Annotated in this window: 10 protein-coding genes; 3 read left to right on the forward strand and 7 right to left on the reverse strand. The window is 63.0% G+C overall.

The window, feature by feature from the left end:
• Positions 1 to 66: 66 nt before the first annotated feature.
• The 7 genes from oxlT to BTHE68_RS17540 all read right to left on the reverse strand — a co-directional run bounded on the left by oxlT (position 67) and on the right by BTHE68_RS17540 (position 8817).
• Positions 67 to 1380 carry an oxalate/formate MFS antiporter gene (gene oxlT / locus BTHE68_RS17510; RefSeq protein WP_174258065.1) on the reverse strand — a complete coding sequence of 438 codons (1314 nt, stop codon included), beginning with the start codon at positions 1378 to 1380 and terminating at the stop codon, positions 67 to 69.
• 347 nt (positions 1381 to 1727) lie between these two features.
• Complete coding sequence (locus BTHE68_RS17515; RefSeq protein ID WP_162067563.1) at positions 1728 to 3128, reverse strand: OprD family outer membrane porin; 1401 nt, start codon at positions 3126 to 3128, stop codon at positions 1728 to 1730.
• A gap of 222 nt (positions 3129 to 3350) precedes the next feature.
• A complete protein-coding gene (gene oppF / locus BTHE68_RS17520; protein ID WP_162067564.1) occupies positions 3351 to 4334 on the reverse strand; it encodes a murein tripeptide/oligopeptide ABC transporter ATP binding protein OppF in 984 nt (327 codons plus the stop codon).
• Complete coding sequence (locus BTHE68_RS17525; protein WP_162067565.1) at positions 4327 to 5313, reverse strand: ABC transporter ATP-binding protein; 987 nt, start codon at positions 5311 to 5313, stop codon at positions 4327 to 4329. Before BTHE68_RS17525 ends, oppF begins: the two co-directional genes overlap by 8 nt.
• A gap of 3 nt (positions 5314 to 5316) precedes the next feature.
• Positions 5317 to 6207, reverse strand: coding sequence for an ABC transporter permease (locus tag BTHE68_RS17530; protein WP_502710586.1), 891 nt, complete (start codon positions 6205 to 6207; stop codon positions 5317 to 5319).
• A gap of 11 nt (positions 6208 to 6218) precedes the next feature.
• Entirely contained in the window at positions 6219 to 7139 is a 921-nt protein-coding gene (gene oppB / locus BTHE68_RS17535) for an oligopeptide ABC transporter permease OppB (RefSeq protein ID WP_162067566.1), read from the reverse strand.
• Positions 7140 to 7179: 40 nt separating this feature from the next.
• On the reverse strand, positions 7180 to 8817 hold the full coding sequence (locus tag BTHE68_RS17540) for a peptide ABC transporter substrate-binding protein (RefSeq protein ID WP_162067567.1): 1638 nt from the start codon (positions 8815 to 8817) through the stop codon (positions 7180 to 7182).
• Between the two features lie 443 nt (positions 8818 to 9260).
• Between BTHE68_RS17540 and BTHE68_RS17545 the strand changes: the two genes are divergently transcribed.
• From BTHE68_RS17545 to ggt, 3 genes are all read left to right on the forward strand, one after another.
• The gene (locus BTHE68_RS17545; RefSeq protein WP_162067568.1) at positions 9261 to 10190 is read left to right on the forward strand and encodes a LysR substrate-binding domain-containing protein; all 930 of its coding nucleotides are present in this window, start codon (positions 9261 to 9263) and stop codon (positions 10188 to 10190) included.
• Positions 10191 to 10262: 72 nt separating this feature from the next.
• Positions 10263 to 11024, forward strand: a complete 762-nt coding sequence (locus BTHE68_RS17550; RefSeq protein WP_162067569.1) for an SDR family NAD(P)-dependent oxidoreductase — start codon at positions 10263 to 10265, stop codon at positions 11022 to 11024.
• Positions 11025 to 11163: 139 nt separating this feature from the next.
• Positions 11164 to 12831, forward strand: a complete 1668-nt coding sequence (ggt, locus tag BTHE68_RS17555; protein ID WP_502710600.1) for a gamma-glutamyltransferase — start codon at positions 11164 to 11166, stop codon at positions 12829 to 12831.
• Positions 12832 to 13115 lie beyond the last annotated feature (284 nt).

Here is a 13115-nt window from a genome sequence, read left to right on the forward strand (position 1 = left end):
GAGCTCGATAACTAGAAACGGGCGACACGCCGGGTCGCCCGCCCTGCCGGCATTACGCCCCGAGCATCAATCCTTCACGGGCGAATACGGCATGTCCAGCGATGTAGCGCGCGCATGCTTCTGCGAATGTGCGTTGCGCATCGGCTTCAGCACGAAAAGCGCGAGCAGCGCCGATATCGCCGCCATGCCCGCCGCCAGCATGAACACCGCGTGCCAGCTCCCCGTCATCGACGTGATGACGCTCGAGAACGGCACCAGCAGCGCGGCCGTGCCCTTCGCCGTGTAGAGCAGACCCGCGTTGGTCGCCGCGAACTTCGGTCCGAAGGTGTCGCCGCACGTCGCCGGGAAGAGGCTGTAGATCTCGCCCCACGCGAAGAACACGATGCCGGTCAGCACCACGAACGCCACCGGATTGTGCCCATACTTCGACAGCATGACGATGCCGACCGCCTCGATCGCGAACGCGATGAACATCGTGTTCTCCCGCCCGATCCGGTCCGATACCCAGCCGAAGAACGGCCGCGTCAGCCCGTTGAGCACGCGATCGATGGTCAGCGCGAAGGTCAGCGCGGGGAGCGTCAGACCGAGCAACGACACGGGCGAATCGTGCAGGCCGAAGTCCTTCGCGATCGGCCCGAGCTGCGCGGTCGCCATCAGACCGCCGGCGGCCATCATCACGAACATCAGGTACATGACCCAGAAGATCGGCGACGCCAGCACCTGCTTCGGGCTCGCGTTGTAGACCGCCGTTTTGACGGCGCTCTTCACCGACGCGATCATCTTCTCGGGCGGCGCAAACAGCGCCATGCCGAGCAGGAACACGACGAGCCCCTGGCCGAGACCGAACCACAGGAACGTCGCTTCATAGCCGCTCGACTTGATCATGTGCGCGATCGGCACGACGGTCGCAGCCGACCCCATCCCGAAGCCCGCCGCCGTGATGCCCGCAGCCAGCCCGCGCCGCTCCGGGAACCACTTCAGCGCATTGCCGACGCACGTGCCGTACACCGCGCCCGCGCCGACACCGCCGACCGCCGCCGCGAAGTACAGCAGCGGCAGCGACGACGCCACCGAGTTGAGCGCCCACGCAATCGCGCATAGCAGGCCGCCGCCGACCACGACGGGCCTGGGCCCGTATTTGTCGACGAGATAGCCTTCCACCGGCACGAGCCAGGTTTCCGTCACGACGAAGATCGTGAACGCCACCTGGATGGCCGCGCGACCCCAGTGATACTTCTCGTCGATCGGATTGACGAAGAGTGTCCAGCCATACTGCATGTTGGCGATCATCGCCATGCAAATCACGCCGAAAACCAACTGCACCCACGGCGACGCCAGGCGCGACACCTTGTCTTCGCGGCCCATCTGGTTCATTCCCATGCCTGTCTCCTTGGCAAGCTTGCCTTGTGTATTCGGACGCCGAACGGCGCCTCCCACGACGCTTTTTCATGCCGCGTCGCATATACACAGTATGTGATATATCAAGTAAGTCAAGCGAAAGAAATGACGGGGTTTTCACTTATGAAAGCTTTCAGCGTAAGCGCATGAAAGCTGCAGTGCGCGCCTTTGCGCAGACAAAAAAAAGCCCGGCAGAGACAGGCCTGCCGGGCGATGAGCGTGGCGAGACATGGCAATCCGCAGCACGCACCTCTATTTATAATTGAAAGATAAACGTAATGTAAACTGGTATTTTTGTAGGGTTTACGCTGTGCCGTATCTGACCGTTCTCAGAAGACGTTCACGGGAACGTTGACCATCAGGCGGTACACGTCGCTGGTGCCGTCCGGATAGTACGCGCTGTTGCTGTGATGATGCATGTAGTAGAACTTGATAGACGTGTTCTTGAACTTGCCGTCGGGGATCGTGTAACTCGGGATCACGCCGATTTCGTAGTGCGTACCATGCAGCGGTTCGCCGTTGATCACGTAGTTGGCGGCTTGCGCGGTGCCGCTGTTGGCCATCGAGCTGCCATCCGCGCCCCATCCATACGCACTCCACAGCGTGAACTTGAAGCCCGGCATGCCGTACTCCTTCATGTTCAGCGTGTACGACAGGCTCACGGATTTTTCGTGCGGCTGGTTGTAGTCGACATCGAGCGAATTCGAGAGGTAATCGCCCGCCGACTGGCCCATGTAGTCGAAGGTCTGATCGCTCACGATCTGCTGGAACGCGAACTGCAGCGTGTGCGCGCCGTGCGTGCCGGCGAGCGCCAGCGAGTACGCGTTGTTGTCGATCGAACCCTGCCGCTTGTCGCCGATCGCGCCCGTGTAGTAGTAGTTCAGCGAGCCGGTCCAGCGGATGCTCTTCGGATCGCCGATGCTCTGCGTCGCCGTCAGGTAGTACTGCTGCCACACGTTGTTCGCGACGCTGCCGTACAGCGAAACCGCGGTATCGTCGCCGCGCGTCCAGTCGCCGCCGAAGTACGTGAACTGCGAGACGTGCGTGCCGCCGTATTCAGTCGTGAGACCGGTAACAGTCGTCATGCCGCGCGCGATGACGCCGTCCACCGTGCCGGCCTTCAGCGTCAGATTCTTGATCTCGTCGCTCGCGAGCGAGAAGCCGCGATAGGTCGGCGGCAGCGCGCGGTTGTCGTGCGGCACGAGGAACGGGTTGTCGAAGAGTTGCTGACCGTATTTGAGCACCGTGTTCGACACGCGCGCCTTTACGTCCCACACGCCCGGATACGCCCACGCGAGCTGATTCGATCCGCCACCGTCCGTGCCGACGTGCACGCGATTGCCCGCGCCGTTGCCGCCGTTCAACTTGAACGCGCCGAACAGCGACACATCGCCGCCCAGCCCGATCAGCCCCTTCGTATAGCCCGATTCGAATACCGCCTGCGCGCCGAGCACCCAGGCGTCCTTCTTGCCCGCGCCCTTGAACTCGTCATGTTCGGTGAAGGAACGCGCGAGGATATTCAGATGCGAGTCCTCGATGAAACCCTTCGATTTCGCCTGGCTGCTCACCGGCGCGTCCGCTTCGGTATTGGGCGGCGAATCCGGCGGCGCTTCGGTGTGGCGCGAAGGCGGCTGGGCATCGGTTTCATCGGCGTGTGCGGCGACTGCGGCAGCCATGACACCACTGAACAGCAAAATCGATAGCGCGAGTGAACGTTTTTGTTTTTTCACGAAAAAAATCTCCACTTTTTAATTCAACTTCTAACGGCTTGATCGAAACTAAGGATTGCGAAAAGCCTCACCCGGCGACGTGGATAAAGCGTCGAGGTGTACAGGCGGATTTGGCAAACGGGGCAACAGAGGCGGCGCGGCCGCCTCATGGGTCAGTGTGATTTATTGCGGGGGAATCGTGTCCTCTGGTGTCGTGGGTTGTCTATCAGTGCGGCGTGCGTTTCACGCAAACAGGCACGCCGCGGACGAATCGGTTCCGAGCGTGCGCAGCGCGGGCACTTCTTGCGAGCAGCGCGCCTGCGCCATCGGACAGCGCGTATGGAACACGCAGCCCGAAGGCGGATCGATCGGGCTCGGAATATCGCCCGACAGGATCTGCACGGTCTTGGCGCGCTCGACCGCCGGATCGGGCACCGGCACCGCCGACAGCAGCGCGCGCGTGTACGGATGGCGCGGCGTGTCGTAGAGCGCGTGCTTGTCCGCGAGCTCCATTACGCGGCCGAGGTACATCACCATCACGCGATCGGAGATGTGGCGCACCACGGCCAGGTCGTGCGCGATGAAGATGAGCGCGAGCCTCATCTCCTTCTGCAGCGACTTGAGCAGGTTGACGATCTGCGCCTGAATCGACACATCGAGCGCGGACACCGGCTCGTCGCAGATGACGAGCTTCGGCTCGACGATCAGCGCGCGCGCAATGCCGATGCGCTGGCACTGCCCGCCCGAGAACTCGTGCGGATAGCGGTTGATCATCTGCTCGCGCAAACCGACCTTGGCCATCATCGCGCGCACGCGTACGTCGATCTCGCGCTTGGTCCAGCCGGGCCGATGCTCGACGAGCGGCTCCGCGATGATCTGCCCGATCGTCATGCGCGGATCGAGCGACGCGAGCGGGTCCTGAAAGATCATCTGCACATCGCCGCGCACGCGATGCCATTCGCGCGTCGATGCGCCCGACAGCTTCGCGCCCATCCATACGATATCGCCGGCGGTCGCGGGAATGAGGTTCAGGATCGCGCGCGACAAGGTGGACTTGCCGCAACCCGATTCGCCGACGACGCCGAGCGTCTCGCCCGCCTTGAGATCGAAGCTCACGCCGTCGACCGCCTTCAGCGTGCGGCGCGGCGCCCATGGCAGGCGGTTCTTCGGCTTCACCTGAAAATGCACGCGCATGTCGCGCACGGAAAGAATCGTCGCGTCAGACATGGCTCGTTTCCTTCGTGATCTGATGAACCGGACGATGGCAAGCCCGCAGCCAGCCCGGTCCGACGGCCTTCAGCGCAGGCGCATCGACGGCGCATTCGTCGCTGGCGTCCGCGCAGCGTTCGTGAAACGGACAGCCCGCCGGCGGCTGCGCCATGTTCGGCGGATTGCCGGGAATGCCGGTCAGCTCGCCGCCGTCGTGGTCGAGTCGCGGCACCGCGCGCAAAAGACCGATGGTGTACGGATGCGAAGGCTTCGCGAACAGCGTGGCCGCGTCGCACTGCTCCATCACGCGGCCGCCGTACATCACCATCACCTTTTCGCACAGTCCGGCGACCACGCCGAGATCGTGCGTGATCAGCACGATCGACGTGCCGAAGTCATGCTGCAGATTGCGCAGCAATTGCAGGATCTGCGCCTGCACGGTGACGTCGAGCGCGGTGGTCGGCTCGTCGGCGAACAGCACTTCGGGCTCGCACAGCAAGGCCATCGCGATCATCACGCGCTGGCGCATGCCGCCCGACAGCTCGTGCGGATACTGCCCGATGCGATGCGCCGCCTCCGGAATCCGCACGGCTTCGAGCATCGAAATCGCGCGCTTCTTCGCTTCGCGGCGCGTGACGTTCTTGTGCAGTTCCAGCACTTCGGTCATCTGCCGCTCGATCGTCAGATACGGATTGAGCGAACTCATCGGGTCCTGGAAGATCATCGAGAGACGATTGCCGCGAATCCGGTTCATCGCGCGATCCGACAAGCCGATGAGATTCTCGCCGCGATACATCGCACGGCCGCGCGCGCGTCCGTTCGATGCGAGCAGCCCCAGCATCGCGAGCACGCTCTGGCTCTTGCCCGAGCCCGATTCGCCGACGATGCCGAGCGTCTCGCCCTCTTCCAGCGTGAAGTTGACGCCGTTCACCGCGCGCACGGCGGCGTCGTGCGTTCTGAATTCGACCTGCAGATCATTGACTTCGAGTAGCGGCATGGCTCACCTGTCCTTCGGATCGAGCGCGTCGCGCAGCCCGTCGCCGACAAAGTTGATGCAGTAAAGCGTGATGGACAGCAACGCCGCCGGGAACAGCAGAATCCACGGCGCGGATTCCATCACGCCGACGCCGTCCTGGATCAGCACGCCCCAGCTCGTCATCGGTTCCTGCACGCCGAGACCGAGAAACGACAGCACCGATTCCGTGAGAATGACGCCGGGCACGGTCACGGTCGTGTAGATCGCGACGATGCCGAGCAGATTCGGCACCACGTGCCGCGCGATGATGCGCCGCGTCGGCACGCCGATCGCGCGCGCCGCCTCGACGTACTCCTTCGAGCGGATCGAGAGCGTCTGGCCGCGCACGACGCGGGCCATGTCCATCCACGAGAAGATCGTGATGGTGATCACGACGAGATAGAACTCGCGGCCGAGCAGTGTCACCATCAGGATCGCGATGAGCAGATACGGAATGGCGTACATCATGTCGACGACGCGCATCATCGCGTTATCGACGCGCCCGCCGACGAAGCCCGCGATCGCACCCCACACGATGCCGAGCGTGACCGACGTGAGCGTGGCGAGCGCGCCGATCATCAGCGACACGCGTCCGCCGACGAGGCAGCGCACGAGCAGATCGCGGCCGGTGTCGTCGGTGCCGAACAGATGCCAGTTCGCGAGCGTGGGCGGCGTGCCGGTCGCGTTCCAGTCGGTGGAATCGAACGCGTTCGGCGAGAGCCACGGCCCGATGATGCACGCGAGCGTGATCAGCACGAGCAAGGCTGCGCTCACGACGGCGGCCTTGTTGCGCAGGAAACGCGCGCGCGCGTCCTGCCACGGGCTGCGGCCCGCGACCGCCTTTTCGAGCATGGGTGCAAGAGAAGCAGATTTCATCGCGCGCCCTCTCAGTAGCGGATTTTCGGATCGAGCCATGCGTACGCAAGGTCGACCAGCAGATTGAGCAGCACGGCGACCACCGTCACCAGCACGACGAGGCCGAGCACGAGCGTGTAATCGCGATTGGCCGCGCCGTTCACGATCAGCTTGCCGATGCCCGGCAGCGAGAACACCGATTCCGTGACGACCGCCGCCGTGATCGACGAGATCGCGAGCGGCCCGATCACCGAAACGACCGGAATCAGCGTCGGCTTGAGCGCGTGGCGCAGCACGATGGTGTGCATCGGCAAGCCCTTTGCCCGCGCGGTGCGGATGTAGTTCGTGTTCAGCACCTCGATCAGGCTCGCGCGCGTCACGCGTCCCACGGTCGCGACGTTGATCATCGCGAGCAGCGCGATGGGCAGCGCCATGTAGCGCAACTGGAAGTCGTTCCAGCCGCCCGCCGGCAGCCACTTCAGCAGGATCGCGAAGACGAGGATCAGCACCGGTCCGAGCACGAACGACGGAAACGCATTGCCCGCGTTGCTGACGAGCATGAGCGCGTAGTCCGCGATGCTGTTGCGGCGCAGGGCCGCCGCGCAGCCGAGCGCGACGCCGGTCACGATGGCGAGCAGCATCGACACGCCGCCGATCGTGAGCGACACCGGCAGCGCGCGCAGCACGAGGTCGTTCACGCTCCAGTCGGCATAACGGAACGACGCGCCGAGATCGCCGTGCAGAAGGCCGTCGAGATAGAGCAGATACTGCTTCCACAGCGGCTCGTCGAGGTGATACTTCGCCTGCAGGTTCGCGAGCACTTCCGCGGACACCTTGCGCTCGCCGTCGAACGGACCGCCCGGCGTCGCGTGCAACAGCAGGTAGCAGATCGTCACGACGATCAGGAGTGTCGGCAGCGTGAGCAGCACGCGCCGCAACGTGTAGGACCACATGAGCGTTCCCCTTCGCTAATGTCAGTGAAACCGATGAATGTCAGTGCTTGACGATGTAGAGATCCTTGCTGCCGTAGTGATCCATCGGGTTCTTGAGCGAATAGCCGCCGACATAGCTCTTCACGAGACGCGGCAAGCCGTATTGCAGCAGCGGCAGCATCGGATAGTCGTCCATCACGATCTTGGCCGCCTGGGTCTGCAGCTGCGTGCGCTTGGCGAGATCCGCCGTTCCGGCCGCTTCCTTGACGAGCGCGTCGGCCTTCGGGCTGCAGTTGAAGTTGTCGTTCTGCTCCGACTTGCATTGCACGAGCGTGAGGAAGGTCGTCGCGTCGTTGTAGTCGGCCACCCAGCCGTTGCGCGCGATCTGGTAGTCGCCGCTATGACGCTTCTTGAGCAGCACCTTGAATTCCATCGACTCGATGTCCATCGTGAGGCCGAGCTTCGTCTTCCATTCCGACGCGACGAAAATCGCCATCTTCTTGTTGTAGTCGCTCGTGTTGGTCGCGAAATGCAGCTGCGTGCCCGGCTTCACGCCCGCCTGTTCCAGCAGCTTCTTCGCTTCTTCGACGCGCTTTGCCATCGGCCAGGCCGACCATTCGTAGTTCGATACGTCCGCGCCGCTCACGCCCTTCGGCAGCAGCCCGTACAGCGGCGTCTGGCCGTCGGCGGTCACGCGCTGCGCGAGCAGATCGCGGTCGATGACCATCGAAAGCGCCTTGCGCACGCGCACATCCTTCAGCAGCGGGTCGCGATTGTTGAAGCTGTAATAGCGCGTGCCGAGAATCAGCGAGTTGCGGATGTCCTTCGGGAATTGCTGGCTGTACTTCGCGTACGTGCCTGTGGGCAACTGATACGTCATGTCGTTTTCGCCGGACTGGAACAGCTTGACGTCGGTGTTTTCGTCCTCGACCGGCAGATAGGTGACCTGCGTCAACTGAACGTTCGTCTTGTCCCAGTAGTTCGCGTTTTTCGTCAGCACGAGCTTGCTGTTGACCTGCCAGTCCTTGAGTTGAAACGCGCCGTTGCTGACGAGATTGCCCGGCTTCGTCCAGTCCTTGCCGAATTTTTCTACCGTCGCGCGATGAATCGGCCCGAAATTCGGATTCGACATCAGTTCGGGCAGGAACGGCACGAGGCCGTCAGTTTTGACTTCGATCGTGTTCGCGTCGATGGCGCGCATGCCGAGCGCGCTCGCCGGCTTCTTGCCCGCGACGATATCCGCGCCGTTTTGCAGGAACGGACCAAACACGCTCGCATACGACGACGCCGTTTTCGGGTCGACGAAGCGCTGGCTGCCGTAGACGAAATCGTTTGCGGTGACGGCGTCGCCATTGGACCAGCGGGCGCTCTTGCGCAAGTGGAAGATCCAGGTCGTCGAGTCCTTCTGCTCCCACTTTTCCGCGACACCCGGCACTACTTTTCCGTCCGAATCGGTGGCGGTCAGGCTCTCGAACAGATCACGCGCGACGTTGGCCGCCACTACGGTTTCGACCAGCGCAGGATCGAGCGTCTCGACCTCGGAGCCGTTGTTGCGCACGAGTTCCTGCTTCGCGGCGAGCGTGACGCCGGACGGCACGATGGCGGCCGACGCGTGCAATGCGGACAGGGACAGCAGCGCCGCCGCCGCGGCGAATTTCGTGCGCTGGATCGATGCTTGGGAAATGGCAAAAACCGTCATGGGGATCCTCCTTCTTAGTCTCGTTTATCGCTTGTGCTTTTCGTTGTCCTTGCGGACGTTCGCGGTCTTCGTGCATCGGCTGTTTATCGCAATCAGGATAAACAAGCCGCGCTCGAACTTAGCAAAGCTAACGAAAAGCTTTCTGATTGCTGTCGGTGCGCTACGCTCACACACACTGGCGACGCGCGCCGGACGCGGGATTTCTTACGTCGACGCTTTCATTCGCGCTTCAGGCTGGCGGCGAGTATTTCGCATCAATAAGACGGATGCCACTCACATGTGCTTATAGACACTAAATTTTTCGAATACTCGTTCAATTTGTTGGATAAACGCACTTCGAAGCTTTGGGCCCGCACACAGGGATGCGGCAGCAAGTGCTTGTTTCCTATAAGATTGCGTCGCATTTTTTGACTTTTCTCAGCCGCTCACGAGCCGTCCGCAAGATGATCCGTTTTCGCCAGATCGAGGCTTTTCGCAGCCTCATCATGACCGGCACCAGTGTCGGCGCAGCAAAAAAACTCCATGTGACCCAACCCGCGATCAGCCGTCTGATCGCCGATCTCGAGGCCGATCTCGGCTTCAGCCTGTTTTCGCGCATCGGCGGCCGCCTGAATCCGACGACCGCCGGGCTGCGCTTCTACAAGTCCGTCGAGGAAAACTTCCTCGGGCTGGAACGTCTGAAGCAGGTCGCCGACATGATCCGCGAGGAAGCCTCCGATGGCCTCACCGTCGCATGCATGCCCGTGCTCGCGACGACGCTCCTGCCGCCCGTGCTCGCCGATTTCACCGAGCGGCATCCCGGCGTGCCGATCAAGGTCGATTCGGTGAAGGTGCCCGAAGTGCTCGTGAACCTGCAGAACCACAAGGCCGATGTCGCGCTGAGCCTCGCGTTCCCGGCGGTCGCGGGCATCGAGGTGGAGACGCTGCTCAAGGCGCCCGCCTCGTGCGCGATGCCCGCCACGCACAAGCTCGCGAAAAAGAAAATCGTGCGCCCGGCCGACTTGCGCGGCGAAAAGCTCATCGGCTGGCTGCCCAACTCGCGCCAGCCCTACGACGCCGAGCAATCGCTGATTTCTTCGACGGAAGACCGCCCGCGCTACACCGTCTTCACCGACACGGCCCACACGCGCTACGCGATGGTCGCGGGCGGGCTCGGCATCTCGATCGTCGAGCCGTTCGCGGCGAAGGTCTGGCGCCCGCACGGCGTGGTCGTGCGGCCGTTCGAGACCGACATCGAGTATGAATACGTGCTGTCGTATCCGAGCAGCGGTATCCGTTCGGATCTGGTCGCGGCGTTCCGCGATTCGGTGAAGCGCATCGTGGAGCACTATTCGTTCGATGCGCCGGAAGAGGTTCTGCTCGCCGCCGAGTGACGCGCCGAACACGCTTTCGCGCTTCGTTTCATACTCTTGCTTGTTGCCAATTCCCATCCACACGGAGCATTCATGCACGATCTGAAAGGCAAGTCGATCCTCATCACGGGCGCGAGCACCGGCATCGGCGCGGCGGCGGCCCGCGCGTTCGCGCAGTACGGCGCGAATGTCGCGGTGCACTACAACAGCTCGAAAGACAAAGCTGAAGAAGTCGCGAAGGACGTGCGTGCGCTCGGCGTCACGGCGATCACGGTCGGCGCGGACGTGCGCGATTCGAAGGCGATCGACGCCGCCGTCGCGCAGGTCGTCGACAGCTTCGGCAAGCTCGACGTGCTCATCAACAACGCGGGCAGCCTCGTGAAGCGCGAGCCGATCGCCTCCGTCAGCGACGAACTGTTCGACGAGATCATGCACATCAACGCGCGCTCGGTCGTCGCGTTCACGCGCGCGGCGCTGCCGTCGCTGCGCTCGGGCGGCGGCGGTTCGATCATCAACGTGACGTCTGTTGCGGCGCGCAACGGCGGCGGCCCGGGCGCGCTGCTCTACGCGGCCTCGAAGGGCTTCGTCAGCACGATCACCAAAGGCATGGCGAAGGAACTGATGCCCGATCGCATTCGCGTGAACGCCGTCGCGCCCGGCGTGATCCAGACGCCGTTTCAGGAGCGCTTCACCACGCCGGAACAACTGGAGTCGTTCCGCAAGTCCATTCCGATGGGCTTCATCGGCGAGCCCGACGATTGCAGCGGCGCGTTCCTCTATCTCGCGTCCGAAGCGATGTCGCGCTATGTGACCGGACAGATCATCGACGTGAACGGCGGCCAACTGATGCCGTGATCCTCGCGCGGCGTGCCGCGTGGTATATAAGCGTCTGGTCTTTCGTCGCAGATAACACAGGAGAACGCAGGAGATGTCCGTCAACCAGAAACCGCGCTTCCGCTCCCTCGCGCTCGGCGCCTTCGTCGCGTCCGCGCTCATGACGGCGGGATTCGTCGAGACCGCGCCGGCCTACGCGAAAACCGCCGACAGCCAGCCGCAGGTCCTCACGGCGTCGGCCGTCGCGGTGGCCGACAAATACGCCGCCGATACCGCCGAGCAGATCTTCAAGCTCGGCGGCAATGCGGTCGATGCGGCCGTCGCGATCGCCTTCACGCTCGCCGTCACTTATCCGGAAGCAGGCAATATCGGCGGCGGCGGCTTCATGACGCTCTACGTCGATCATCGTCCGTACTTTCTGGACTACCGCGAGCGCGCGCCGCTCGCCGCCACGCGCAACATGTATCTCGACGACAAGGGCGAGGTCATCAAGGGCATGAGCCTGTTCGGGCATCGCGCGGTGGGCGTGCCCGGCACCGTCGACGGCATGTGGGAAGCGCAGAAGCGCTTCGGCAAGCTCAAGTGGAAACAGGTGCTCGCACCCGCGATCAAGTACGCGCAGGACGGTTTCGTCGTCGACGATCAACTGGTCAAGCGCCGCGACGACGCGTCGAAGGACTTCGCCGGCAAGACCAACTTCGATCTGTATTTCGGCGGCATGAAGGCGGGCGAAGTCTTCAAGCAGCCCGATCTCGCGAAGACGCTGCAACGCATCTCCGACAAGGGCTCCAAAGGCTTCTACGAAGGCGAGACCGCCGAGCTGATCGCGAAGTCGATGGAAGGCCACGGCCTCATCACCAAGCGCGACCTGAAGGACTACAAGGCCGTGTGGCGTCAGCCGATCACCGCGAGCTGGAACGGCTATCGCGTGATCACCGCGCCGCCGCCGAGCTCGGGCGGCATCGGCCTCGTGCAGTTGCTGAAGATGAAGGCCGATCTCAAGGACAAGTTCCAGAACGTGCCGCTCGATTCCGCGCAGTACATTCACCTCGTCGCGGAAATCGAGAAGCGCGTGTTCGCGGATCGCGCGCAGTATCTCGGCGATCCCGATTTCTACAAGGTGCCGGTCGCGCAGCTCACCAATGACGACTACATCCTGAAGCGCGCGCAGGAAGTCAATCCGGACGAGCCTTCGGACACCAAGAGCGTGCAGCCGGGACTCGGCACGTCGATGCCCGAGAAGGCGGAAACGACGCATTACTCCGTCGTCGACAAATGGGGCAACGCGGTCTCGAACACGTACACGATCAACGGCTACTTCGGCGCGGGCGTGGTCGCGGAAGGCACCGGCGTCGTGCTCAACGACGAGATGGACGACTTCGCGTCGAAGCCGGGCGTGCCGAACATGTTCGGCGTCGTCGGCAGCGATGCGAACTCCATCGCGCCGAAGAAGCGTCCGCTTTCGTCGATGACGCCGACCATCCTCACGAAGGACGACAAGGTCGCGATGGTGATCGGCACGCCGGGCGGATCGCGTATCTTCACGTCGATCTTCCAGGTCATCACGAACGTGTACGACTTCGAGATGCCGCTCGCCGATGCCGTGGGCGCAACGCGCTTCCATCATCAACTGCTGCCGCCGAACACGATCTATCAGGAGCCGTATCATCAGCTCGACCCCGAGGTCGTGAAGCAGCTCGAAGCGAAGGGCTACAAGTTCACGATGCAGGGTTTCAACGGCGACATCCAGGCGATCCGCATCGACGGCGACAAGCCCGAACCGATGTCCGACCCGCGCGGACGCGGCGTGTCGCGCGTGATTCAATGATGCGGCGCACAACGCCAATCGCGTAAAATAGCGCCGCTGGCCGGCCTAGGCGTTTGCCCTAGTCCGGCCTTGTTCCGGTCTCGCGAGAGCCCCGCCCCGCGCGGGATTCGCCCCATATAAGCCCCTCGGCATGACCGGCATGTTTTTCATGGGATTGGACCCCGCGTTCTGTTCCCCTAGTCTCTGTCCTGACCGAGTGCAGCCGCTAACGCCCGTCACTCGGCACCATCCAGAACTACATACGAGACGACCCTGACGACGGACCCGCAGTGCCCGACGTGCTG

Source organism: Burkholderia sp. THE68 (assembly GCF_009938265.1).
Taxonomy (GTDB): domain Bacteria; phylum Pseudomonadota; class Gammaproteobacteria; order Burkholderiales; family Burkholderiaceae; genus Caballeronia.